The sequence below is a fragment of the Desulfosarcina cetonica JCM 12296 genome (genome assembly GCF_001311845.1).
In the GTDB taxonomy this organism is placed as follows: domain Bacteria; phylum Desulfobacterota; class Desulfobacteria; order Desulfobacterales; family Desulfosarcinaceae; genus Desulfosarcina; species Desulfosarcina cetonica.
Genome location: NZ_BBCC01000066.1, coordinates 1 through 22,368, shown reverse-complemented (window position 1 = coordinate 22,368; position 22,368 = coordinate 1). Strand labels below are relative to the sequence as shown.

The 22,368-nt window shown below is 55.2% G+C and carries 28 protein-coding genes and 1 pseudogene; 17 read left to right on the top strand and 12 right to left on the bottom strand.

Annotated features, from left to right (window positions below; all coding sequences use genetic code 11):
* The first annotated feature begins 4 nt into the window (after nt 1-4).
* Complete coding sequence (locus JCM12296_RS15875; RefSeq protein WP_054695003.1) at nt 5-1,054, top strand: prolipoprotein diacylglyceryl transferase family protein; 1,050 nt, start codon at nt 5-7, stop codon at nt 1,052-1,054.
* Nucleotides 1,055-1,119: 65 nt separating this feature from the next.
* Complete coding sequence (locus JCM12296_RS15870; protein ID WP_054695000.1) at nt 1,120-1,608, top strand: DUF2062 domain-containing protein; 489 nt, start codon at nt 1,120-1,122, stop codon at nt 1,606-1,608.
* On the opposite strand, the gene JCM12296_RS15865 is transcribed toward JCM12296_RS15870, so the two are convergent.
* Both JCM12296_RS15865 and JCM12296_RS44660 read right to left on the bottom strand, forming a co-directional pair.
* A complete protein-coding gene (locus tag JCM12296_RS15865) occupies nt 1,569-2,321 on the bottom strand; it encodes a GNAT family N-acetyltransferase (RefSeq protein WP_246804405.1) in 753 nt (250 codons plus the stop codon). The genes JCM12296_RS15870 and JCM12296_RS15865 overlap by 40 nt on opposite strands.
* 290 nt (nt 2,322-2,611) lie before the next feature.
* Nucleotides 2,612-3,289 (bottom strand): annotated as a pseudogene (locus JCM12296_RS44660) (lysophospholipid acyltransferase family protein); the annotation flags it as partial.
* 479 nt (nt 3,290-3,768) lie between these two features.
* Here JCM12296_RS44660 and JCM12296_RS15855 point away from each other — a divergent pair.
* From JCM12296_RS15855 to JCM12296_RS15845, 4 genes are all read left to right on the top strand, one after another.
* The gene (locus JCM12296_RS15855; protein WP_054694992.1) at nt 3,769-4,077 is read left to right on the top strand and encodes a hypothetical protein; all 309 of its coding nucleotides are present in this window, start codon (nt 3,769-3,771) and stop codon (nt 4,075-4,077) included.
* Nucleotides 4,078-4,313: 236 nt separating this feature from the next.
* Nucleotides 4,314-4,856 carry an alkaline phosphatase gene (locus JCM12296_RS15850; RefSeq protein ID WP_054694988.1) on the top strand — a complete coding sequence of 181 codons (543 nt, stop codon included), beginning with the start codon at nt 4,314-4,316 and terminating at the stop codon, nt 4,854-4,856.
* Complete coding sequence (locus JCM12296_RS50545; protein WP_157067655.1) at nt 4,811-5,146, top strand: hypothetical protein; 336 nt, start codon at nt 4,811-4,813, stop codon at nt 5,144-5,146. Before JCM12296_RS15850 ends, JCM12296_RS50545 begins: the two co-directional genes overlap by 46 nt.
* Complete coding sequence (locus JCM12296_RS15845; RefSeq protein ID WP_054694985.1) at nt 5,044-5,514, top strand: alkaline phosphatase; 471 nt, start codon at nt 5,044-5,046, stop codon at nt 5,512-5,514. Before JCM12296_RS50545 ends, JCM12296_RS15845 begins: the two co-directional genes overlap by 103 nt.
* Nucleotides 5,515-6,010: 496 nt before the next feature.
* On the opposite strand, the gene JCM12296_RS38410 is transcribed toward JCM12296_RS15845, so the two are convergent.
* On the bottom strand, nt 6,011-6,163 hold the full coding sequence (locus JCM12296_RS38410; RefSeq protein WP_157067654.1) for a hypothetical protein: 153 nt from the start codon (nt 6,161-6,163) through the stop codon (nt 6,011-6,013).
* 201 nt (nt 6,164-6,364) lie between these two features.
* On the opposite strand from JCM12296_RS38410, the gene JCM12296_RS38405 reads away from it, so the two are divergent.
* The 11 genes from JCM12296_RS38405 to JCM12296_RS15815 all read left to right on the top strand — a co-directional run bounded on the left by JCM12296_RS38405 (nt 6,365) and on the right by JCM12296_RS15815 (nt 10,937).
* Nucleotides 6,365-6,541, top strand: a complete 177-nt coding sequence (locus JCM12296_RS38405) for a hypothetical protein (RefSeq protein ID WP_157067653.1) — start codon at nt 6,365-6,367, stop codon at nt 6,539-6,541.
* On the top strand, nt 6,511-6,711 hold the full coding sequence (locus JCM12296_RS38400; protein WP_172683925.1) for a hypothetical protein: 201 nt from the start codon (nt 6,511-6,513) through the stop codon (nt 6,709-6,711). Before JCM12296_RS38405 ends, JCM12296_RS38400 begins: the two co-directional genes overlap by 31 nt.
* 39 nt (nt 6,712-6,750) lie before the next feature.
* Nucleotides 6,751-7,428, top strand: coding sequence for a Ppx/GppA phosphatase family protein (locus JCM12296_RS15840; RefSeq protein ID WP_054694982.1), 678 nt, complete (start codon nt 6,751-6,753; stop codon nt 7,426-7,428).
* Nucleotides 7,425-7,649: a hypothetical protein gene (locus JCM12296_RS42015; RefSeq protein WP_054694979.1), complete on the top strand. Its 225-nt coding sequence runs from the start codon at nt 7,425-7,427 to the stop codon at nt 7,647-7,649. The genes JCM12296_RS15840 and JCM12296_RS42015 overlap by 4 nt, the downstream gene beginning before the upstream one ends.
* A 122-nt stretch (nt 7,650-7,771) precedes the next feature.
* On the top strand, nt 7,772-7,933 hold the full coding sequence (locus tag JCM12296_RS38395) for a hypothetical protein (RefSeq protein ID WP_157067651.1): 162 nt from the start codon (nt 7,772-7,774) through the stop codon (nt 7,931-7,933).
* Nucleotides 7,930-8,100 (top strand): hypothetical protein, encoded by a 171-nt coding sequence (locus JCM12296_RS38390; protein ID WP_157067650.1) that lies wholly within the window; start codon nt 7,930-7,932, stop codon nt 8,098-8,100. Before JCM12296_RS38395 ends, JCM12296_RS38390 begins: the two co-directional genes overlap by 4 nt.
* Entirely contained in the window at nt 8,100-9,281 is a 1,182-nt protein-coding gene (locus JCM12296_RS15830) for a CHAD domain-containing protein (protein WP_054694975.1), read from the top strand. Before JCM12296_RS38390 ends, JCM12296_RS15830 begins: the two co-directional genes overlap by 1 nt.
* 9 nt (nt 9,282-9,290) lie before the next feature.
* Nucleotides 9,291-9,728 (top strand): ParA family protein, encoded by a 438-nt coding sequence (locus JCM12296_RS42010; RefSeq protein WP_218188124.1) that lies wholly within the window; start codon nt 9,291-9,293, stop codon nt 9,726-9,728.
* A gap of 201 nt (nt 9,729-9,929) precedes the next feature.
* The gene (locus JCM12296_RS47580) at nt 9,930-10,052 is read left to right on the top strand and encodes a hypothetical protein (RefSeq protein WP_281492030.1); all 123 of its coding nucleotides are present in this window, start codon (nt 9,930-9,932) and stop codon (nt 10,050-10,052) included.
* Entirely contained in the window at nt 10,042-10,521 is a 480-nt protein-coding gene (locus JCM12296_RS15820; RefSeq protein ID WP_054694972.1) for a CYTH domain-containing protein, read from the top strand. The genes JCM12296_RS47580 and JCM12296_RS15820 overlap by 11 nt, the downstream gene beginning before the upstream one ends.
* Nucleotides 10,518-10,937, top strand: a complete 420-nt coding sequence (locus JCM12296_RS15815) for an NUDIX hydrolase (RefSeq protein ID WP_054694969.1) — start codon at nt 10,518-10,520, stop codon at nt 10,935-10,937. Before JCM12296_RS15820 ends, JCM12296_RS15815 begins: the two co-directional genes overlap by 4 nt.
* 149 nt (nt 10,938-11,086) lie before the next feature.
* On the opposite strand, the gene JCM12296_RS15810 is transcribed toward JCM12296_RS15815, so the two are convergent.
* From JCM12296_RS15810 to JCM12296_RS39915, 9 genes are all read right to left on the bottom strand, one after another.
* Nucleotides 11,087-11,266, bottom strand: coding sequence for a hypothetical protein (locus tag JCM12296_RS15810; protein WP_054694966.1), 180 nt, complete (start codon nt 11,264-11,266; stop codon nt 11,087-11,089).
* 282 nt (nt 11,267-11,548) lie between these two features.
* On the bottom strand, nt 11,549-14,794 hold the full coding sequence (locus JCM12296_RS15805) for a type I restriction endonuclease subunit R (protein WP_054694963.1): 3,246 nt from the start codon (nt 14,792-14,794) through the stop codon (nt 11,549-11,551).
* A 14-nt stretch (nt 14,795-14,808) separates the two neighbouring features.
* The gene (locus JCM12296_RS15800) at nt 14,809-16,518 is read right to left on the bottom strand and encodes a S8 family peptidase (protein WP_218188123.1); all 1,710 of its coding nucleotides are present in this window, start codon (nt 16,516-16,518) and stop codon (nt 14,809-14,811) included.
* A 188-nt stretch (nt 16,519-16,706) separates the two neighbouring features.
* The gene (locus JCM12296_RS42005) at nt 16,707-17,327 is read right to left on the bottom strand and encodes a hypothetical protein (RefSeq protein WP_218188122.1); all 621 of its coding nucleotides are present in this window, start codon (nt 17,325-17,327) and stop codon (nt 16,707-16,709) included.
* Nucleotides 17,328-17,333: 6 nt separating this feature from the next.
* Nucleotides 17,334-18,092: an AAA family ATPase gene (locus JCM12296_RS15795; protein ID WP_218188121.1), complete on the bottom strand. Its 759-nt coding sequence runs from the start codon at nt 18,090-18,092 to the stop codon at nt 17,334-17,336.
* Nucleotides 18,089-18,301: a hypothetical protein gene (locus tag JCM12296_RS42000; protein ID WP_218188120.1), complete on the bottom strand. Its 213-nt coding sequence runs from the start codon at nt 18,299-18,301 to the stop codon at nt 18,089-18,091. Before JCM12296_RS42000 ends, JCM12296_RS15795 begins: the two co-directional genes overlap by 4 nt.
* A 28-nt stretch (nt 18,302-18,329) precedes the next feature.
* Entirely contained in the window at nt 18,330-19,562 is a 1,233-nt protein-coding gene (locus tag JCM12296_RS15790) for a restriction endonuclease subunit S (protein WP_054694958.1), read from the bottom strand.
* The gene (locus JCM12296_RS15785) at nt 19,559-21,712 is read right to left on the bottom strand and encodes a class I SAM-dependent DNA methyltransferase (RefSeq protein ID WP_054695012.1); all 2,154 of its coding nucleotides are present in this window, start codon (nt 21,710-21,712) and stop codon (nt 19,559-19,561) included. Before JCM12296_RS15785 ends, JCM12296_RS15790 begins: the two co-directional genes overlap by 4 nt.
* A 326-nt stretch (nt 21,713-22,038) precedes the next feature.
* Nucleotides 22,039-22,368, bottom strand: a 330-nt coding sequence (locus JCM12296_RS39915; RefSeq protein ID WP_281492029.1) for a SixA phosphatase family protein, incomplete at its 5' end; no start/stop codon positions are given.

Below are 22,368 nucleotides of genomic sequence, written 5' to 3'. Positions count from 1 at the left end.
CCTGATGCTGAACGGGTTGTTTGTGGGCGGGCTGGCCCTGATCCTGGCCGGAATCTATGCCTGGGCTTTCAAAGCCTTGCCCGGGGAGCGCTGGCAGATGATCTGCGCGATTCCCATACGCAAAAAAGACGATGGCTCCTGGCAGGGCGTCAATCTGACCTATTACGGCCTTTTCAACGCCCTGGCCCTTAGCGCGGCCGTGGCCCTGGTGCTGGTGCTGACCGGTGCGGCCGGTATATCCAAAGGCGTCCTTGCCGCCATGCTTGCCGCCCTGTTGGGCTGCTGCCTGCCGGCCTCACGGCTGATCGCCCGTTGGGTGGAGAAGAAGCCCCACACCTTCAGCGTGGGCGCAGCCTCCTTTGTGGGCATCGTCATTTCTCCCTGGCTGGTTACGGGGATGGCCCGCGTGGCCGGGCAATGGTCGGCGGTCAGGATTGACGCCATGGCCGTGGTGGCCGCCCTGATGGTGGGGTATGCCCTGGGAGAAGGCATCGGCCGCCTGGCCTGCATCAGCTTCGGCTGCTGCTATGGCAGACCCATGGCGGCCATGCCGCCTTTTTTACAACGCTACTTTGCCTGGGCGAGCTTCACCTACACCGGCAGCACCAAGAAAATCGCCTACGCGCACCAGCTGGAGGGGCAGAAGATCTTTGCCGTCCAGGCCGTCACCGCCGTGCTCTACACGGCCAGCGCCCTTGTCGGATCGCTTCTGTTTCTGGACGGCCGATATGCCTGGGCCTATTTTCTCTGTTTGCTGGCCACCCAAGGATGGCGATTTCTCTCCGAATTCCTGCGCGCCGATTTCCGCGGCAACCGTCGCATCAGCGCCTACCAGATCATGAGCCTGCTGACGATTCCCTATGGTCTTACGATTCCGTGGCTGTTTCCTTCCGGCGGCAATCTTCCCGATCTTCTCGGCGGACTTGAAGGGATCTACAGCCCCAGCATGCTTCTTTTCCTGCAAGGCCTTGGCATTTTCATGTTCTTCCGCACCGGCCGCAGCGAGGTCACCGGTGCGGGCCTTCGTTTTCATGTCAACCGGCAGCGCATATGAGCCGCTTGCTCCGTGCCGTCGATCGGTCGGCGGGCACGCCAGTAGCCTGCCATGGAATGCCACGCTTGAACACATTTCAGCTAAAACCCGCCATGTCCGCGATCGCGCGCCTGTTTCGGCGCTTGGGACAGCTCAACGGGACGCCCCGCGAAATCGCCCTGGGATGCGCGCTGGGCATTTTGATCGGGATGACTCCCTTTTGGGGGCTTCAAATCGCCCTGACCCTGGCCATAACGTCGCTTCTGCGCTGGAATCGTCTATCTGCCGTGATAGGGGCAAATATCACCAACGTCTTTACGGCTGCCTTGATCTATCCGGTGAACTACTGGGTGGGGGTTCGCCTGGTGGGGTTCTCGGAAGGAACGCGCTGGCCATCGCGCCTGGACATCCCGGCCATGGAGGGGCTGATCACCCAATCCCCCCATATTCTGGTGGATCTGACCGCCGGCGGACTGATCCTCGGTATCCCCTTGGCCATCGGGGGCTATTTTCTGACGCTCAAGGGGGTCCGCATCTATCGGCGGTATTTCTCCTCCTCGGCCGGCGCCCCATAGTCCCTGTAAATCCGGCAACCGTCAACGCCCATGAACCGCTCCAGCAGACGTGTTTCCGTCTTCGTCAGATCCACGACCACGAGTCCGTCGACGGCGTCCGCAAAATCACGGTCGACATTGAAGGCGATGAAGCGGCCGCTTAATTTGAGGTAATGTTTGATCAGGACCGGCACGCGCTTGCCATCGCCCTCGATCTCGGAGACGAGCATCGAAATCTCATCGATGGAAGGGGTTGCCGACATCCGGCTGCCTGCCTCGGAAAGCCCCTTGCCGGGCATCACGCGGAAGGGACAGCGGGGGCTGACGTAGGGCTGAAGTTCCCGGGCGCTGCAGTGCCGTTTGAGAAATTGAACCATGATCTCCTTGGAAAATCGGTGATAGCTGTTGCTGATGCTCACCGGTCCGAAGAGAACGCGGTAGCGCGGATGCCGCACCAGATAGGCGCCGATCCCCTTCCATAAAAGGGCCAGGCAGTTGGGTTGGCGCTGGTATTCCGAACGGATGAACGAACGCCCCAGTTCAAGCGAATCGGTCAACAGACGAAAAAGGCGGGATTTGAAACGGAACAGGGAGTGCGTGTAAAGCCCTTTGCGACCATAGCGGGAAAGAATCCCGCGCGTATCCCCCATCCGGTAGGCGCCGACGACTTCCTGGGTTTCCGCGTTCCACAGCACGAGATGGTGGTAGTAGCTGTCAAACAGATCCACATCCATGGATTTACCGGTCCCCTCGCCCGCTTCCCGGAAGCTCTTCTCCCGCAGCCGGCCGATTTCTCGCAGAAGATGGGGAATGGCGTCGCTCTCGGCGACAAAAACGACCATCTGCTTATGCCTGACGAGGATACAGCCGGGGTCCAGTGCCGCCACCTCGCAGCCAGCAGGCCCGGCGCCACAGGGGGAACCAAGGCTTGCCGATCGGGGCTGGAATTGCGGGAATGACGCCGGATCGGCAACCGGTCGAAAAGGGACGCGGATGAGGCTGAACGATCCCGGTTGGCCAAAAAATAGGTCCTGAAACGCAGCCAATCGATCAATGCCCGGTCTTCATTGAAGCTCGTCATCCGTTCGGGAGCAATACTGCGCCCCACGAACAGACGGATGCGGGAATTCTTGCGGGCCACCAGCTCGCGGGGCAGCATCAGGGTTCGCAAGCGCGGGTGGAGCATCCCCATCAGGGTGAATCCCAAGCGATTGCGTCCGGGAAAGAAAATCGGCAGCACCTGGGCACGGCTCAGGCGAATCAGGGCGGCCACATGGGTGCTCCAGGGCGGATCGGTAATGCGATGGCGGGCATGCTGGTAGTGGGAGACCTCGCCGGCAGGGAAGACGACCAGGCAGCCGCCGGCCTTGAGCCAGCGCAGGGCCGCGCGGAACCCTTTGAGATTGGCGCCAACAGAGGTTTTGCGTCCGAAGGGATCCACGGGAATCAGGCTGTCGCGCAGGGGTGCGATGCGATCGAGGAGGTAATTGCCCAGAATACGGGTATCCGGACGGATCCGCTGAAGCAGGTCGCCCAGGATGATGCCTTCAGCCCCGCCGAAGGGATGATTGGCCACCACGACCAAAGAGCCACTGGTCGGTATTTTGGCAAGATCTTCGGAAGTAATCAAATAGGTCATGCCCAAAAGGCGCAGCACCCTGCCGAAAGCCGTACCGCCGGTCTCCCCCGCGGCCAGCTGCATGTACAGGTCGTTGATCGTCCGGACGCTCGGCACCCATTCCAGCATGCGATTGGCCATGCTCGTTGCCAGGCGCGGCAGCGGATGATGAAAATGACAATCCAGATGAATGAGCGCTTCGTCAGAGGGAGATGGAGACGGTGTCGCGTTGTGCATAAGGGTCCTTGTCCCAATGGGTTGAATCAAACAGGTATTTTCAATCCAAATCCTCACCACTTGCAGTAGATACGCGCCGCTGTGTTTGCGGCGTATTAAAATCCGATTAAAACTTGATGAGCGCGCATCAAGTCGTAGATTCGACGGGGTGCAACCCCGGCGATCGTTCCATGCTCCCCGCCACATCTTCGGCCCCACTTTGGCACCGCCAGCCTAATCAAATCCTAACCGTTGCCTAATTCAATCGAAACCCTTGTTATGCAAATAGATACAACCAACGCGGATCGTTCTTGAATCAAAACCCAAACAAAAAGGGAGTCCTGAGCATGTACTCAAACGGTGGCGGGCTGGGAATCAGCGCCCGAAAAACCCCGCAAAATAACGGCTGGCGTCCCGGAAGCGGCGACGATGCGGAAACCTTCAAAACCGGCAAGACCTTTGTGCGTTGTATCTGCCCCAAATGCACGGCCCATCACAATGTCTATATGCTCTGGACCGGACGGGGCATACCACGAAAGTACTGCGTCAACTGCAAGCCCCTGATCGCCGGGTACGATGAAGCGGCCCTATACGAGGCTTCCATCTCCGCTCCCGGCCACATCAAAAAGAAAGGTAACCGACTGGAAAGCGAATAGGCGATCCGCAGGCGTCAAACAATGACGGATCCGTAAAAGATGAAAAAGGAAATGCGACGTTTTACGCGTCTATCAAGCAAAAAATGGATTGGCGCCATGACGGTGGCCCCGAGTTTGCTATTGCCGGCACCTTCCTGGGCCATCCAACCGAAAGGGGGTGAAGCCAAATTTCATTTCGTTTATCTGCCTGGTCTTCAAAAATAACGGTCTGTCTTCATGCGAAAGGAAAGGGTTAAATGATTACTGCCAAAAAGGTATTGATTGTCGGATTTTCAGTCGTTTTCGGTTGCTCCTTGATGACCTCATCGGCAATTGCCAAGAATTGTAAAAAACATGGCCATCATAAAAAGGCTAAAAATATCATTTTCATGGTTCCGGATGGCCAAGGGCTTTCCAACGTTACCGCAGCTCGGATTTTTAAAAACGGACCGGATGGAATGCCGTTAAATCAAGAGACCCTCAAAAACATTGGATACCAGAGAACGCACTCGGCAGACAGCACGGTGACTGATTCGGCTGCCGCCGCGTCGGCTTGGGCGGTCGGTCAAAAATTTTTGAATGGCGAAATCTCCTGTCATGGTGATTCTGAAACGGGTAAATGTAGCGACCCGGTACCAACGATTCTTGAACTTGCCGAAAAAATGGGAATGGCTACGGGTTTGGTGGCGTCTTCCCAAATTTCTCACGCGACACCGGCGCATTCGGTGCCCACACGTTTTCACGAAATTGCGGCGTGGAGATTGCCCGCCAATATATTGCTGACGCCGGCGTTGATGTGATTTTAGGTGGTGGTGTCTATAAAGCGGATCCCACGCCGGATTACTGCTCAGTCTATCCTGAGTCCTATAATCAGACCGATCAGAGGCAATACATCATTGATTTAGCAAAAGACAATGACTACGCCTATGTCGATGACAAAGATGCGTTGAACGCCGCTGTTGCGGATGACAAGCTGAAGGTTCTGGCATGTTCGAACAGGCCGGTATCGGGGAGGGCAAAACTCCGGAAATGTTCTGGGTCGATTCTTCTGAATCTTATCCCGAAGGTGAGCCTACGCTGTCCGAGATGACCGCTGCCGCGCTTGATCTTCTTGAAAAAGATAAAGACGGTCTTTTTTTGATGGTCGAAGGTTCACAGGTCGATTGGGCGAATCACGCGAAAGATGTTAAATACCAGATTGCGGAATCACTGGCCTTTGATAACGCGGTAAAGGTTGTTCTGGACTGGGTGGATGCGGATTTTCGCCGCAAAAAAATACGCTTATCATCATTGTCGCCGACCATGATTGTGGCGGTTTTGGCGTTAATGGCCCCTACGGAACCCTTTCAGAAGCCGGAGAGGTCGTCGAGGATGGTTGGACAAGCACCAACCACACAGCCGTTGACACGATCATTTATAGTCAGGGACCGGGCAGTGAAAATCTCAACGCAGCAGTAGACAATACCGACCTTTATTATGTGATGGAAAGGTTCTTGATGCGGAAATAAATTCTCCATCTTGACGAATAATAAAGGCAGCGCCAAAAATGGCGCTGCCTTTATTATTCCATCGCCCCCGTTCAGCCCCTCAACGCTCCATGTGGATTTAAAAGTCCGGCTGAACATCATGGTCTGGTCGGCCCCTCTCCGTCTCCGCACAACCACGATTCCGTCCTGGTGGCATGGCCGAAAAATGGATGAGCCGCTCTGCAGGTCGTGGGATTGTCCGCAACAAGCGGGCATGACGACAGAGCGGCTCATCTGGATGGAAGGAGAGGAAGAATATATAAACGGTTTACAGGGGCAACCTGAAACCGGAAGCGCATTAACCTCACTTTTCCGACACAACACCGGGTTCGGCTTGCCTTGTTAAAACCGTGCGCCGACTATCGCGCGTCAACGTTGGGATTGCATTAGACCAAAGTCAGATTTCGGTTAAACCTGATAATCAGCCATTAGCAGGTATTCCCAGCGGATAACGCGGCCGCCTGATCGAGCAGGCGTTTGGCGCTCAGGTGGGCGAGCAGATCAAGTCCCTTAAAAAAGCCAATGAATCCGGCCAGAACAAACAGCCCGCAAAGGGGGTAGTGGAGATCAATAGGCAACATCGCGGTGCTCCTTTCACAAAATGATAATGATCATACCCACGCCCATGTTAGCCAATGATGAGCAACAAAGAATTTTTCCTGCGCGCACGAATCCTCATTGCGCTAACACAACTCTAACAATTGGCCGGTAGACAGGAAGCTGTCACGGCCGGCACCTCCGCCGCGGGTCGACCTCAATCCGCCATTCCAAAGGAAACCACGATGATTTCAGAGAATTGTGATATTGATGAGTTCGTCGAAAGGGTCAAGCATATGGACATCCTCGATGTCGTTGCGTTGGCCGTCGACGAGACCACTGCGGCCGAACGGATTTTTTTCGGTCCCACCGGCATACCCACAAGGACCGGTTGTGTAGCGAGCAGTATGCCCGCCAATTGAAGCAGTTGATCAATTATCTGCGTTTCGAGATCAAGCCCAAGCGCCCCGAGAGCAAGGCCTACCGCCTTTACGTGGCCAACTGGGGCACGGTCACGCCGCAACCGTCCCATGGCTCGTTGATCGACACCTGCCCCCCAACGGCCGCCGGTCTTCTGCAGAATGGAAGCTGATGGCGGGCGGTTTTCGCATCACCGGAAAGGTGGCATGACATGATTCCCAGTGAACGCTACGGCGCCATCGATATCGGCTCCAATGCCGTTCGGCTGCTGCTCAGCGAGGCTTTCGAGACCGACAGCGGCCCCTATTTCCGTAAAATTTCCCTGATTCGCATGCCCATCCGCCTGGGCAAGGATGCCTTTATCCAAGGAAAAATTTCCAAGGACAAGGCCAAGCGGCTGACCCGCACCATCCAGGGATTCCGACACTTGGTGGACGCCTACCGGCCCCTGGATTTCCAGGCCTGCGCCACTTCCGCCATGCGCGAGGCGGCCAATGGGCAAAAAATCTGCAAACAGATCCTGGCGGAAACCGGCGTGGCGATCCGCATCATCAGCGGTAAGGAAGAGGCGCGCACGATCTTTGCCAATAATTCCTGGAGTCACCTGCCCAAGGAGAGCGCCTGGTTGTTTGTCGACGTGGGTGGCGGCAGCACGGAAATCACCATTTACGCCAACGGAAAATCCGTTTCACGCTCCTTCGGCATCGGCACGATCCGCCTGCTCGAGAACCTGGTACACAAGTCCCGGTGGCGGGAAATGAAAGCCTGGATCCAGGATCACACCCGCCATTATGCCAGCATCGATGCCGTCGCAGCGGCGGCAACATCAACAAGATCATCAAGCTGGCCAAATGCACCGACGGCCGGTCGATCACCCGGGGCAAGATGAAGCGGGTGCGGGATTATCTCAAGTTCTTCTCCTACCAGGAGCGCATTACCAAACTGGGCCTTAAACCCGACCGTGCCGATGTGATCATGCCCGCCCTGAAGATCTACCTGTCGGTGATGAAATGGGGTGGCATTCATACCCTTTCGGTGCCCCAGGTGGGCTTGGCCGACGGTTTGGTGCGACTGATGTACCGCAAGCGCAACGCACCCCCAGAGCAATAATCAAGAGCCCTTCCCCCACGCCACCCGAGGTTGCCGCCTCGCACCGGGTGTGCTATTTTCTTGGCGTTAAATGACAACGGGTCGCGACCTTCCTCGTGTGTCCCCTTGCTGAAAGGCATTTCATGAAGACGTGCAGTTACATCATCCCCGCGGTGGAGACTATCGATTCCTTGAGGGACCGGTTGCATCAGGCCTTCAGCAGCGTGAACGAAACCGTGGAAACGGAAACCTTGGAGGCCTTTGACACCTTCGATTGGCGGCTGTACCATAAGGTTGGCAGTTGATCCGCCAGGCCGGTCAATGGACCCTCAGTACCCTGGCCACCGACCAGCCGATGGCCAGGGTTGACGTCAATCCGGCCAAACCCTGCCGTTTCCATCAGGATTTTCCGCCGTCCGATCTGGCCGAGCGGCTCAAACCGGTTTTGGAAATGCGGGCGCTGGTGCCCTGATGACCGTCCGGCAGGAACGCCTTCGGGTAGACCTGTGCAACGATGATGAGAAGACGGTCGTCCGGCTGCGGATCGACACCCTGACCTTGGTGCACAGTCCCCACGTCGTGTGCCGCCTATGGCTGGAACCGATTCGGGGGTATAAGGCAGAAGCGCGCACCGCCCTCGCGATCGTCACGGATTTGGTCTTGGCCGAAGCCACAAAGCCGGCGCTGGTGGCCTTGGCCGAAGCCAGCGGCATGTCTCCCGGCGCCTATTCGTCCAAGGTGAACGTCTCCCTTTCGCCGGAAATGCCGGCGGCCGATGCCCTGCGCCGCATCATGGAAAACCTGGTCGCGGTCATGCACAGCAACCTTGCCGGGGTGCGGGAGGATATCGACAGCGAATTTCTGCATGACCTGCGGGTATCGGTCCGGCGGGCCCGCAGCCTGCTCGGCCAGGTTCGGGGCGTGCTGCCGGAAGCCACCAGCGGCCAGTTGCAGCAGCAGTTGAAAACCATCGGGACCATTACCGGCCCGGTCAGGGATCTGGACGTCTATCTCCTCAAGGAAGCCGCCTATGTCGACCGGGTTCCCGGATTTCTCCAGGACGGAATCAAACGGCTCTTTCAAAATCTCGCGCGGCAGCGGCGCACGGCCAGGAACCGTTTGCGCAAAGCGATGGACACACCGGCCTTTGCCGCGGCACTGGCCGCATTGGACGCGTTCGTGGCCGCCGAGCCGGTGGCGGAGACCGCCCCCATCGGCCCGATCGCTTCGGCGGCGATCTGGAAACGCTACCGCCGGGTGGTCAAACGCGGCCGCCGGATCACCGACGCATCCGCACCCGAACGGCTTCACGAGCTGCGCATCACGTGCAAGAAACTGCGCTATCTGCTGGAATTTTTCGCCTCCCTTTACCCTGCCGGAACGATCAAGGAGCTTGTCCGCCAGCTCAAGCAGCTCCAGGAAAACCTGGGAGACTTCAACGACCTGTCCGTCCAGCAGGAGTTCCTGCGGCAACATCTGGACACCATCCGGCCAGCCTCGCCGCAAGCGGTAATGCTGGCCGCCGCCACCGGCGGGTTGATCACCCGCCTGGCCATGGACCAGGAAGGCGTACGCGCCCGTTTCCTGGAGGTCTTTGCCGCCTTTGACGCCCCGGCAAACCGGGAACGCTTCAAATCCCTGTTTGCTGTTTAGGAGAACGCCTTGAAAATCATCGCCATTTACAGCATCAAGGGCGGCGTCGGCAAGACGGCGGCCTGCGTCAATCTGGCCCATCTGGCGACCGCCGGGCAGCAGAAAGTCCTGCTCTGCGATCTCGATCCCCAGGGATCGGCCACCTTCTACTACCGCATTCAACCCAAAGCGGGCTACGACAGCCGTAAATTCCTCAAAGGCGGCAAGCGCATCCACAAGGCCATCCGCGGCAGCGACTATACCGGCCTTGACCTGCTTCCCGCGGATCTTTCCTATCGCAACCTGGACATCCAGCTAAGCGACGGCGCCAAATCCCAACGCCGGTTGCGCCGCCTGCTGAAGGGCCTCAAGGACGATTATGACCACATCTTTCTCGACTGCCGCCCAACATCACCCTGGTCAGCGAGAACATCTTCCAGGCCGCCGACACCATTCTCGTGCCGTTGATTCCAACCACCCTATCCATTCTGACCTATGGCAAACTCAAGGCGTTTTTCACCGCAAACAACTTGAATGTAAACAAACTGCACCCGTTCCTATCCATGGTCGAACCGCGCAAGCAGATGCATCGTGAATCGATCCGGGAGATCATGCAGATACGCCGAACCTTTTGCGAACCTATATCCCTTTAGTGCCGAGGTGGAGAAGATGGGGCTCTACCGCGAACCGCTGACCCGCCGCCATCCTTCATCCGGGGCAGCCATGGCCTTCGTCAAATTGTGGAACGAGGTGAATACCGATATCCTGAAAGCAGATTCCCATGGCCGTTGAAATCGAACGTAAATTTCTCGTCCGGCGTCTGCCGGACGAAGTTGCATCCGCCACCGGCACAGCCATTCGGCAGGGTTACCTGATCGCCTGTGCCGACGGCACTGAACTGCGCATTCGTGAGAAAGCCGGACGTTTTCTGCAGACCATCAAGACCGGCGACGGGCTCTGCCGCACGGAGATCGAGATTGACCTCTCGCAGGCGCAATTCGAACAGCTCTGGCCCCACACCGAGGGCCGCCGGGTGAGTAAAACCCGCTACAAACTGTCCCTGGGCGAAAATATCGCCGAACTGGATCGCTTTGCCGGTGCGTTGGCGGGATTACTGCTGGTGGAGGTCGAGTTTCCTTCCGAGGCAGCCAGCCGGGTATTTGTACCGCCGGACTGGTTCGGTACCGAAGTGACCGACGACCGTCGCTACAAAAACCAGCAGCTCGCCGTTCACGGCATCCCCGGAGAGGAAGATCGATGACCCCGACGTTTGCCCAGGCCGGGGCCATCGCCTGGCGCCGGCGCGGCGACGGGTACGACGTCCTCCTGATCTCCACCAGCAGCGGCAAGCACCTGACCATTCCCAAGGGCTTGATCGATCCGGGAACCACGGCCGTCGAAACCGTCCGCAACGAGGCCTTTGAAGAGGCCGGCATTGAGGGTGAGATTACGGCGGAACCCGTGGGGGAATATGCCTTTGCCAAATGGGGCGGCGTCTGTGAGGTCAAGGTTTACCTGATGCCGGTGGTTCGCATCCTGAGCCAGTACCCCGAGAAAAACCTGCGCCGGCGGATATGGGTTGACCATCGGGAAGCCGCGCGACGCGTGAAGCACGCCGAACTGGGGGCGTTGATCCTGAAACTGCCGGAGATGCTGGCGAATTTGACGGATTCGTAAAAAACCGGTAATGAATGGGCGTCTAGACCGGAGCATGGCACGCAAACGGCCTCCAGCCGCGATGCCATCGATCGAATCGCCGCTGGAGGCCGCTTGCCCGTGGGGCCGCCGACCGGCCGCTCCCTTCGTGGATTGGTCTGACTACCGGATCAGGCCGGCTTGGCGAGTTTTTCCGGTTTGCAGAGCATGCCTTTGGCACTGGCCGAACGCAGACAGCGTTCGCAGATGAATTTGGATTTGCCCACCAAGTCGTAAAGCTCGTTCCAGCTGGTTTTCACATCGTCCTTGTCCCACTTGCAAAGGGATTTCTTTTTCAGTTTGTTAGCCATCGCCCACCTCCTTGGATAGATGTTGGCGCATCGGATAATGGCGGATAAGCATGTAGATAATCATATAGACTAACCACCCAGGCAGCCGACGCAACGGCCCGCCTAAAAATATCCCGGACGCCTGGCAATCGATTGTGCACTGAAAATTTGCGCTACTTTTTGTTAAGCCTTGAGGTCCAGGCACTCAATCGGCTTTTGCATTCGGCGATTGGTATGCGTCTGTTGATTTGCATAAAAAAAAGAGTTTTTGATGGGCCGTTTCGTGGTCAATCAAGATTCCAATTAGATTGCTGCCGCTGAATAAAAAGGCGATGGAACCGTTGGATAAGCTCGGAAAACGTGAACAAAAACCGCATTGGCCTTATCTTTCACATCTTCTTCGTCATAGGCGTCGACCGGTAGGCCGGTTTCATCACGCCATAAAAAATCCTGTATGGCAATACGAACTGCATCGCGAGTTGCCTCTTTGTCCTGCCAGTGGTCAACCCTGAGTTTTTCGGCTTTCAGTTCCTCAAGCAGTTCCACCGACACTCTTTTTATTTTATCAATGGCGGACGAACTCAACGCCTCTTTTTTAAGCAGATCAAAAATCGCCAGGGATTCTTCGTCAAGACCTTCGCGAATAGCGCGCTTTTCTTCCTCGCTTAAGGTTTCCACAAAACGTAGCAACGCCTCAAAGGTCTTTTCAATCGTCACCCGATCCTTTTCGCGGTTATATTCGTCAACGATCTTCTCATAATGGTTCTGGAAGTCGGTGCGTAGCGGGTTCTTCTCCAACAGACGCCGCAGCCGTCGTTCAATGACGGATTTAAGATTTTGCACGGTGGTCCGCTTAGCTGGGCTTCGCTCAAACTCCCGCCGTAGCAAGTCAAAATCGATCATACTGATATCATAGGGAGATTGTTCTTCGGCCACCTGTTCGGGGTGAACAACAATCGCTTCATCCACGATTTTGTGCAGCTGCCTTATGATATCGCTAATATCCGCTTTTTCGCGGTCCTCTTGCAGACTCTTGTAAACAATATTGACGGTTTCATATTCACGCCGGTAATCATTGACACCTTCGACCGTGAGACAGGCTTTGAATTTACTGAACACCGCTCGGCACATCACCTCAAACCGTTTTCGTGTTTCGTCATTTTCGTTGGCCGCTTCCTTGGCTGCAAGTATGGCCGCATTCCGCGCAAAGCCGGTCTGGTTCATGATGCCGTCCAACGAAGCGTTCCGCTCAGAAAGAAATGCCCGCACGAAGGTAATGGCTTCAGCCAAATTGGCCAGGAGCTCTTCTTCAGGTTTGGCCGGTTCGGTTTCGCCACCCGGATTACTGCGAGCGCCATCGCCAGTGCCGGCAAAAGTCGCCAGTGCCTTGCGCAGGTTTTTAAGAATGCCGCAATAGTCCACGATAAGCCCGTTATTCTTGCCCTCGTTCACGCGGTTGGCCCGGGCGATGGCCTGCATAAGCGTGTGAGCCTTGAGCGGTTTGTCCAAATACAGGGTCGAAAGACTCGGCACATCGAATCCTGTCAGCCACATGGCACAGACAATGGCGATCCTGAAAGGATGTGCTTCGGCTTTAAATGCATCCTCCAGAGCCAGTCGCTGCATGTTGCGAAATTGCGGTTGTTGGCGCATTTCCTCGGGCAGATCCATTCCTTCCTTGATCAAACGCCGATGAGAGGTGATGTCCAGCTTCCATTTGCGAAATTTTTCAACCTCGCCCTGCTCTTCGCTGACCACCACCGCGGCCCGGGTTTCCCTCATCCAGGCGAGCTGCCGCCTCCGATATTGCTCATCCTGATCATCAGCTGCCTCCGTCAATTCTTTTTCAAGCGCTTGAATCTCTTTTTTCCAATACTTGTCGATCAGGTCAACCATCCGCACACAGGTAATCTTGTCGATACAGACCAACATGGCTTTGCCGGTTTCCCAGGCCGTTGAGTAGTGTTTGACAACGTCCCGTGCCACCTGGTCGAGTCGTTTGCCGGCGGTGATGATATGGTAATCGCGCTTGAGTTCCTGTTCCAGGCGTTGTTCCGCATCCACGTTTTCGGTTTCCAGCGCTTCCAGCTTTGCTGCAATGCGTTCATTCAGATCACCTATCGCCACGCCGAGCTTGTCCCCTCGGGCATCATAATAAAGCGGTACCGTGGCCTTGTCCTCCACGGCCCGTTGGAAATCGTAGGTCGACACATACTCCCCGAACACCCGCCGCGTGATCTGGTCATCGTTGAACAGCGGTGTGCCGGTGAACCCGATGTAAGCCGCATTAGGTAGGGCATTGCGCATGTTCAGCGCCAATGTTCCGTACTGGGTGCGGTGAGCCTCGTCCGTTATCACGATGATATCATCACGTTTTGTATACCCCTCGTTCGGGTCCACCTCCCGGTTGAATTTTTGGATCAACGAAAAAATGTGGGACTTATGCTGAACCAGCAACTGGCTGAGGTGCTCACCGCTGGCGGCACGGCACGGGTCGCGATCGTGGTCCGCAACACCACACCCGGCAAAGGTTTTGTATATCTGCGTGTCCAGATCTTCACGATCGGTCAATACCAGAAAGGTAAAATTGGCACCCAGTCGGCGACAAACCTTGCGCGTGAACATCACCATGGAATAGCTTTTCCCCGCCCCCTGAGTGTGCCAGAACACGCCCAGCCTACCCTTGCGCTTTTTGCGGCCAGAAACCGCCTCAACGGCCCGATTCACGCCTAAAAACTGATGGTTGCGTGCCAGGATCTTTTTGGTTTCGCCGGCCGAGTCGTCAAAGAGGATGAAGTTTTCCAGGAGATCCATGAAGTTCGTTTTCTCACACACCCCCTTGAGCAAGGTCTCCATGTCCACAACGCCCGGCTGTTCCTCGGCCAGCCGTTTCCACTCGTGAAAGTGTTCGAAGCGGCTGGTCACCGATCCGATCTTGGCATCCACGCCGTTGGCCACCACCACAAACGCGTTGTGGTGAAAAAGGTGTGGGATTGCATCCAGGTAGTCCTTGAAGTTCTTTTCATAGGCGGCGCGAATATCCTTGCTGATGTTTTTCAGTTCCATGAACAACAGGGGCAGACCGTTGATAAACCCCACAATGTCAGCCCTGCGGCGATAAAGCGCACCCCGTACCCAGAGTTCCCGCACACAGAGAAAATCATTGTTGTCCGGCTCCGAAAAGTCGACAACCTTCAACCGCCGGCGTTCCCGTTCGCCCTTGTCATTGCGGAAGGTCACCTGAACACCATCGCGCACGAGTCCGTACTTTTCACGATTGGTGGCCAGAAGGGTTTGCGTGGCCACAGTGGCGGAGAGTTGCCTTACGGCATCGTCATAGGCGATATTCGGTAGATTGGGGTTGAAGGCAATCAACTTCTCACGCAGGATTCGCGAAAGCACCACCTCGCGATCCGAATCTCGTCCCAGCAGGCTGTCCGGCCCGTAATCCTCTGTGTTATGGGCATAGACCGACCGCCATCCGAGCGCCTGTTCAAGGTACTCGGCCGTGGTCTGTTGGACCAGGGTGTCTTCGGTGTATTCGTTCATTGTCCGTCTTTTGTTCACACCGGGATTTCAATCGGAACGGTGATGCCGACCTGGGTGGCTACCGGTGTGTAAACGTCGATGGTTTCCTCCGGTGTTGTAATCGATACAACCAGAGCATAGCGTGCCCGGCGATCCCAACGTTTTAGATGGGCTCGCTCCCGCCACCAACCGATACGAGGCGAAATCGCAATAATGTTGGAATCCGCCAATTCTTGCGCCGTGCCCTGCCAAATATCTGAATGAACCGAGCCTCTATCGCGTGCCTGACCAATCTTCCAGTATTTGGAAGCGCTCGCGGTGCCCGGATGACCGCCTTCTTCATCCCTGGCGGCCTTATTGATTCTTTTGATCAACTCCTCTTTTCCCTCACCGGGCGAATTCAGCTCGAATCGCAACGCGTGGGAGGCATAGCGATATCGATCCTGCCACCCGATCTCGCCAGGGCCAGGCTCGATGAAATAGGAAAGCGTAACGCGCATCTCCACGCCCGTTCCATCCGGCAGGCCGCGCAATACGTCTTTTGGCCAAGGCAGCTCATACACATGCATATCCTTGGTTCGGTAGCCGGATATTGGTTTTCCGACATCATCTCTTTTCTTGTCAAAGGGCTGAATTTCAGCCTGGGCGATCAGCGTCAGGCTGTTGGCTGCACTGAAAAGTGCACGTTCCAGATTGGGCACACCATACCCACATATTCTGAGCAATTTCTTGAGGGCGGTTTTCGATCCATCACCACTGAATTGCTGCCAAAGGCCGTCCGGCCAATTGGCGGCATGCACCAGCAGCGCACGAATGGTTTCCGGCCAGAAGTCCGGGTATTGAGCCTGAATCCGGGCAGCCATGCAGGCGGCCTGGGCCGTGGCAGCGCTGGTCATCGTGAATGGATGAAAATGGCTGTTCTGTGGATCGTAGTAGGTGGAGAGAAGCGAAAGGTCGTCACATTCCGTAATAAAACCGTTCCCATCGTGAGCCAAGTTGCCACCTTCCAGCACAATTTCCGGTTTGATCGGCCACTTGTTGTCTTCCCAGCAAAAGGACGTGGTCGAAAAAGGAGATAGCCCGTTTTTTGGGGCCATCGGAAGGTAGTCTTTAAGCGTTCGATCCTGAATGGCGTCCAGCTCGGTGTAAGCCCCGACCGTCAATGCATTCCAGGATTGACCCGGATCATGAATCGAGTCGGTCAGCTGAGCGTCCGGATACATGGCCCATCCGGCCGGGTCGGTATTGCCGGCACTGATGATCAGCAATCTTCGAATGTCATCGTCAGTCCCAGCGGTGATTTGATCGAGTTGCCCTGACCAGGAACTCGGCCGTCTCCGGTCGCGGGTATCTGCAGCAGCCACGGCCATGCAATGGATTCGTTTCCGCTCCGGCGCATTGATCTCGGCACGGCTGATTCCCTGTGAGGTGATATATCCCCACAGTTCGGTTGGATTCGCACCGTGTGGCGGAAGGATTTTGACGGATTCAAGTCGGTGGTTGAGATTTATGGGGCCGTTTTCTGAAAGTGCTTCGACCAGGTTACCATAGGCGGCTATCCCGGCCATCAATGTGCCGTGTTTATCGTGGTCATGGGTCCCCCATGACGGATCTACAGCCTGGCAGTCGACATCGCTTAAAACCGGTCCAATGATGGGATGACCGTTGTTTACGCCAGTATCCAGGATGCATACGGAAACATCAGGGACCAGTTCATATCGCGTTCGCTCCAGCAGATCCCGCACCCACTCGGCTTGATCCTTGTTCCGCAATCCCGTCCAGAATTCGGCAGTGGTTTTTGCCCGCCTATATTCAGCAATATCATCGGACAATTGGCAAAGCTGAGCCAACTGATCGCAATTGGCTAAAACGAGCTTAACGGCCCGTTCCGGGAAACGGATAATCCCGGCCTTCGATGGCAATTGTAATTTTTTCAGGAGGCTTCAAAGCCCGAAATGACCTCATCGGTATCGTTACTCAACCAGATTTCGCACCATTGAGGCATGTGGTCGGGAATCAGGGACGTTGCATCCTGCCAGAAGGATTCGATGGAGAGCGCTTTTCGGATATCCGCGATGCTGTTGATCAAGTCGGCATTCCTTGGCCGGCCTTTTTCAGTATCCGCTTCAGCGTATTCCTGGATTTTTTTCAGGAAGTGATCTTTCTTTTCGTTGGCGACAAAGACCGTCGCATAGGTGGTAACGACCTCTTCCGGCGCCCCTGTATCAGGATTGGTCACCGCAACCGTTTCCGTGCGGACATTAAGCAGACGCACCTTTTTGGACCGGATGTCCTCAAGGCTTTTCGTCACCAGATCGGCGCCGGGATCACTCTTGAACTCAATGTACACACCATGTCGTTCAATTTGTACTACCGCCCGTTCGTCTTCAACCTCTCGCCAAGCAGCCTCAAGCCTGCTTTTTAAAAAAGAACTGTGCGCATCACGTTGCCTTCCAGGGATTCGTTTTTCACCGCCGCCTGAACGGGTGCTGGTAAAGTCACTGCCATCTGGCCGTTCCCGAAGAAGGATGTGCGGGAGCCGGGAATCTGTCACTTATGTTCACCTCCTCGATCCTCTGTGGGCGTCATTCTTTTCATTTATTGTCATCAACAAATCCGTTGCCGTTACCGCGTTCTTTTCCGACAAGATCATATGTTTGATGGCATCACGGCATGCCTGGTCGATTTCCGCATGGCTCAGATCACGGCTGTCGGCGATTACCTGCTTCCATGCAAACCGGGATCCCAGGTAGGTCCCCAACACATTCTCGATCAACCGCCTGCGTTCTTCATCAGTCGGCGGCTCGTAGTACATGACGTCATCAAACCGCCTGAAAAGTGCCCGGTCAAGCAGTTTGGGGCTGTTGGTCGCGGCCACGATGATACTGTCGGAGGCATCCTGCTCAATGAACTGCAGGAAGGCATTCAACACCCGGCGCATTTCTCCCACATCGTTTTCCAGGGAACGTTCGCCGCCGATGGCATCAAACTCGTCAAAAAGGTACACGCCCACCTTGCTTTGAATCAGGTCGAATATCTGGCGCAGCTTGGCGCTGGTCTCCCCCATGAATTTGGTCACCAGGCGGTCCACCTGAATCGTATGCAACGGCAGACGCAGCTCGTGGGCCAGCACTTTGGCGGTCATAGTCTTGCCTGTACCGGGAGGGCCGATGAGCAAAATTTTACGGCGATGGGTCAGGCCATGGGCCTTGAGTTTGCTCTGCTGCCGGTATTCATGAATGATCCGATCGATTCGCGTTTCAAGGGCCGGGGGAATGACCATCGCCGATTTGGCGATATCCGGATTGTCGGAAATCACCAGCCCAGCATGTCCTTTGGAAACTGCAGGACTACCGCGTCCTTGGCCTTGCGGGCCTTGTCCACGATGTCGCGGATATCGTGCGCCAATGAGCTATGCCCCTGCCTGGCTTCGTGTGCGGCCACCTGCAGGGCGATGGAATAGAAACGCTCGGGATCATTGGTTAGATGGCAGCGTATCAGGGATTTTATTTGTTCAGCCGTTGCCATGGTTGGCTCCTTCTGGGCATTTCATGTCTTACACCGTCACTATACCGTTCATCAGTTTAGGAAGGAGGAGGTCACGGGCTTGAGCAAGTTGGATATTCATTTTATCTATCAATTCCATCTGAGTATACAAGGGAGATACATAATCATCAAATGCTGCAAGTAATTGTTTAGTAGGCACCAGGATAGGAAACTCTGGAAACTTGGCAAGTGGGATACGATCTACGGTAGCCCCACATAATATATTTTTTTCGATAGTTGCACGCCATCGATCCTCAAAGAATGTGAGAAATAAAAAATAGCTATTACGTTCCGTCTGCTTAGGGCGTATTAACGCCAGCCGGCGTCCGAGACACCCCCGAAAGCCTTTAGGTATCAATGCATAGCGATTTAGAGTCGCTTCGTAAGAGAATACAATATCCCCAGCTTGAGGAGTAACACGTTTTATCCAGCGAGAGTAATCATTTTCAGCAATAGAGCGGATGTTTGTTAAATCAAGGCGTCCAGAATCGGTGATATTTTTTATGCCTAAAAAAACTGGTCCTGAATCAGCAGGTGCAGGAGTTGCGTGCGGCCCATCATAAAGACCGACGATAGCCTCCTTTATAGGGCAAGTAAACCATCCCTCCGGCACACCATCCTTGACCTTCACATGCTCATGGCCGGGAAAACGGAGATGAACAAACCACTCTTTGTAAAGCAACCGGGCCGCCTGCTCCAGCAACTGAATTCTGCGGCGGTTGTTTTCGATTAGATCGTCATAGGCTGAGAGGATGTCGACAGTACGTTGTTGCACAGATATAGATGGAACTGGGACTTCGATGTTCTTCAACATCGTGAGATTGATATTTGGCTGCGCGGCCTGCGCGTTGAGTCCCTGGATGTATCTAAACGTTTGAGGCTGCTTGAACCAAAAATAAAGAAACCTTGGACTGATCTGTTGGCGATCAACTCTCATGATTCCAACAGCTTGGTTCGTATTAGCAGGGAGGTGGCGTTCTTCAACAATTCCGCACTTACCAATATTGGCACCAGCAATTGTGAGCAGAACGTCACCTTCTTCAAGAATCGATCGTTTTAATGCTTGGTGCACATCTTCCGAGATGAAAAAGCCTCCCGTAAGGTCAAGAGCGCTATCGCCGTTTAATGCTTCCGCCTTAATGTAGTTAATGCCGAAATCTGCAAATCCCTGCTTTTTCGTCGGTGTAGTTCCTTTTGTTACTACATGTGTGAACTGTCCTATTTGTGCCTTTGGCCAGCTCATAATCCCAGTTCCTTGAAGTTCTTCGTGATCGTCATGGCCAATTTCACCGATTCAGCATTGAGATCTTCCAGTTCCACATGGATTTCCCGCATGGCCGCCTCAAAATCAAACTCCTCATCCTCCTCTTCCGGAGCCACGCCCACATACCGTCCCGGAGTCAACGACCAGTCATTGGCCTCGATTTCGGATCGGTCCACGAGTTTGACCAGCCCTTCCACGTCACACAGCTCGGCTTCGGGAAATCGTTCCGTCAACCAACGGGCCTGTCGCCAGAAGTAGCGCACAAGTTTAAGCTGTTCCACCGCTATACCACGAGCTTTTTCCGCGGCTTTACAGGTAAGCTTAATCGCTTTTCCCGACCATATCTCGCTTTCACGGGCGTTGCACTCGGTTTCGCAGGTTTCGATCACGCGGGATGCCAATTTGACCAGCAAGTCTGTCTGCTTGACCAGGCTGCGGCTGGATTCCGCCAGGGTTGCCATCCGGTCCACGGCTTTTTTAAGCGCACCGTTGGTGGTCTTTGTTTTTTTCTTCCAGGTGGCCCGCTGTTCGGCCAGTTCTTTTTTAAACGCTTCAATATCCTTGTTGCACTCAGCTATTTCAGAAGTAAATTCCGTCCATGCTTCGGCGTGGGCATCATCCTTTGCGAGTGTCTTGATGAAGGGCTGAATGGTCCTTTTAAGTGATTCCAGGCAACCCATAAAATCGGGCAATAGGTTGATTTCCTCGCCATTATCATCCTGGGATTCAAAACAACCGGCCCCTTCGTCCAGCATCCGCTCGCAATAAGCATGCACCTGGTTAAGATATCGTTCTGTCTGGCCGCGATAAAGAGCCACGATGGCCAGGATGTTCCTTTCCTGCTCGGGTGAAAAATCATAAATTTTGCGCGTCACCTTGCGGTAGACGTTGCGGGTATCGATCATCAGGATCTTGTCCCGATAGGCTTCGGACTTGGCCCGGTTGAAAAACCACAACTCACAGGGCACGGTCCGCGTGTAGAAAAAATTGGACCGGATGGCGATCATGATCTCCACGTCACCGGTTTCGATCAGCTTCTGGCGGACAACAGCCTCATCCCTGCCAGCGCTGGACGCCTGGGAGGACATGACAAAACCCGCCCGGCCGGTTTCATTGAGGTAACTGTAAAAATAGCTGATCCAAACATAGTTGCCGTTGGAGACCTTGCCCTTTCGGCCATTTGCCTGTTTTCCCTTTGGTCCGGCGCCTTTGCTGACGCCGGGCAAGCCGAAAGGCATGCGCGGATCGGTCTTGACCTTGTCGGCATCGATCTCATCCACGTTGAAGGGCGGATTGGCCATCACATAATCGGCCTTGCCCACCAGCTCGTGGGGATCTTCATAATAGGTGATGGCCTTCTGGATATCGCCTTCCAGCCCATGGACAGCCAGATTCATTTTGGCCAGGCGGATGGTGGTGGCGTTTTTTTCCAAGCCACGGAAGGTGAGTCGCTCCGTTGGGTTCTGGCCCTGCTCCTCCACGGTCCGGGCGCTTTGCACAAACATGCCCCCCGAGCCACAAGCCGGATCGAGCACGGTACCGCGTTCGGGGTCAAGCACATGGGCAATCAGCGAAACCAGGGAAATCGGGGTGAAGAACTCACCGCCATCATGGGCTTTCTGGTCGGCAAACTGGGTCAGGAAATATTCGTAGATCCGGCCGAACACGTCACCGGAGACTTTTTTCAATTCATCGGGATTCAGTGTGCGCAGCAGCTGACCGATGACATCGTTGTCTAGTTCCTGGTACTCACCCTTGGGTAATACACCGCGCAGACTTTCATAATCTACCTCGATGGATTCCATGGCCTCAATGATCGCTTGGGCACGGTCTTCCTTGTCCGGCAGCGCCACGAGGTGATCGAATTGCGCTTCCGGCCGTAGGAAGATGGCGCTCTTCCGGGAGAAATCCTCCTTGGTCAGTGCCCGCGTCTTTCCTCCCCGCTTGGGTAGATTGGCTTCGATTTCGGATTTGACCATTAAATATCGGCTGTAGGCATGCCGCAGAAAAACCAGACCCATGACCGGCAAGAAATATTCGTTACTCGCATAGGTAGAGTTGGCCCGTAGAGTATCTGCCGCCGTCCAGAGTCGCTTCTCAATCGCTTCAATATGTTCAAGTTGAGCCATGAAATTCACTTCCCACTGTCGCCAGCACGCGCAGCAACACCTTGGGTATCATGACCGCCAACGGTATTGTTTCCTTTGGTGGGGGTCGGTTTTTTCATTTTTCCTGTGGTCAAGCATATCAACATCCCGTGACATATGCGGACACAGCGTCAGAAGATGCCTTGTTTAATGCTGAAAATTTTAAAGCACATTGATGCTTATGGGATCAACCCAGGGCTTCTTTAATTAGGATATGTTAGAATGTCAATAAGTTAATGACATTACGGCCACCGCGATCGGCTAAGCGCGCTTTATTTTCAGGTGTCTGAGGTGGTCCTACGAATCCATCAAGGCTTGTTCTTGGGAAAATCGAAGCGGCTGTCCACCAGCCGCTGCCGGTCGATCTTCTGCCAGTGGCGGATGTCGAAAACCAGTTCGACAACGCCCGCCGTGGGCAGGTTGGCGATCGGATGGGGGTAAAACAGATTGGCGAAGGCCGTGAAACCGGGGTTGTGGCCGAAGAGCATCACCTGTTGCCAGCGGTCGTCCAGGCCATGGACAATGGAGAGGATGCGTTCGGGAGTGGCCAGGTAGAGCCCTGGCTCGGCCTGGATCTCGGAGGGCGGCATGTCCAGCGCGCGGCAGATCGCCCTGGCCGTGTCCAGGGCCCGCCGCGC

Bases quoted from the DNA above. Each gene is read 5' to 3' on its own strand.
- JCM12296_RS38405 (WP_157067653.1), top strand. From the start codon at position 6,365: ATGATTTCAGAGAATTGTGATATTGATGAGTTCGTCGAAAGGGTCAAG.
- JCM12296_RS15790 (WP_054694958.1), bottom strand. From the start codon at position 19,562: ATGAGCTGGCCAAAGGCACAAATAGGACAGTTCACACATGTAGTAACA.
- JCM12296_RS15845 (WP_054694985.1), top strand. From the start codon at position 5,044: ATGTTCGAACAGGCCGGTATCGGGGAGGGCAAAACTCCGGAAATGTTC.
- JCM12296_RS15865 (WP_246804405.1), bottom strand. From the start codon at position 2,321: ATGGATGTGGATCTGTTTGACAGCTACTACCACCATCTCGTGCTGTGG.
- JCM12296_RS15785 (WP_054695012.1), bottom strand. From the start codon at position 21,712: ATGGCTCAACTTGAACATATTGAAGCGATTGAGAAGCGACTCTGGACG.
- JCM12296_RS15850 (WP_054694988.1), top strand. From the start codon at position 4,314: ATGATTACTGCCAAAAAGGTATTGATTGTCGGATTTTCAGTCGTTTTC.
- JCM12296_RS15875 (WP_054695003.1), top strand. From the start codon at position 5: ATGCTGAACGGGTTGTTTGTGGGCGGGCTGGCCCTGATCCTGGCCGGA.
- JCM12296_RS15805 (WP_054694963.1), bottom strand. From the start codon at position 14,794: ATGAACGAATACACCGAAGACACCCTGGTCCAACAGACCACGGCCGAG.
- JCM12296_RS42000 (WP_218188120.1), bottom strand. From the start codon at position 18,301: ATGGCAACGGCTGAACAAATAAAATCCCTGATACGCTGCCATCTAACC.
- JCM12296_RS42015 (WP_054694979.1), top strand. From the start codon at position 7,425: ATGAAGCGGGTGCGGGATTATCTCAAGTTCTTCTCCTACCAGGAGCGC.
- JCM12296_RS38395 (WP_157067651.1), top strand. From the start codon at position 7,772: ATGAAGACGTGCAGTTACATCATCCCCGCGGTGGAGACTATCGATTCC.
- JCM12296_RS15815 (WP_054694969.1), top strand. From the start codon at position 10,518: ATGACCCCGACGTTTGCCCAGGCCGGGGCCATCGCCTGGCGCCGGCGC.
- JCM12296_RS15810 (WP_054694966.1), bottom strand. From the start codon at position 11,266: ATGGCTAACAAACTGAAAAAGAAATCCCTTTGCAAGTGGGACAAGGAC.
- JCM12296_RS15855 (WP_054694992.1), top strand. From the start codon at position 3,769: ATGTACTCAAACGGTGGCGGGCTGGGAATCAGCGCCCGAAAAACCCCG.
- JCM12296_RS15830 (WP_054694975.1), top strand. From the start codon at position 8,100: ATGACCGTCCGGCAGGAACGCCTTCGGGTAGACCTGTGCAACGATGAT.
- JCM12296_RS15820 (WP_054694972.1), top strand. From the start codon at position 10,042: ATGGCCGTTGAAATCGAACGTAAATTTCTCGTCCGGCGTCTGCCGGAC.
- JCM12296_RS38410 (WP_157067654.1), bottom strand. From the start codon at position 6,163: ATGTTGCCTATTGATCTCCACTACCCCCTTTGCGGGCTGTTTGTTCTG.
- JCM12296_RS47580 (WP_281492030.1), top strand. From the start codon at position 9,930: ATGGGGCTCTACCGCGAACCGCTGACCCGCCGCCATCCTTCATCCGGG.
- JCM12296_RS15840 (WP_054694982.1), top strand. From the start codon at position 6,751: ATGATTCCCAGTGAACGCTACGGCGCCATCGATATCGGCTCCAATGCC.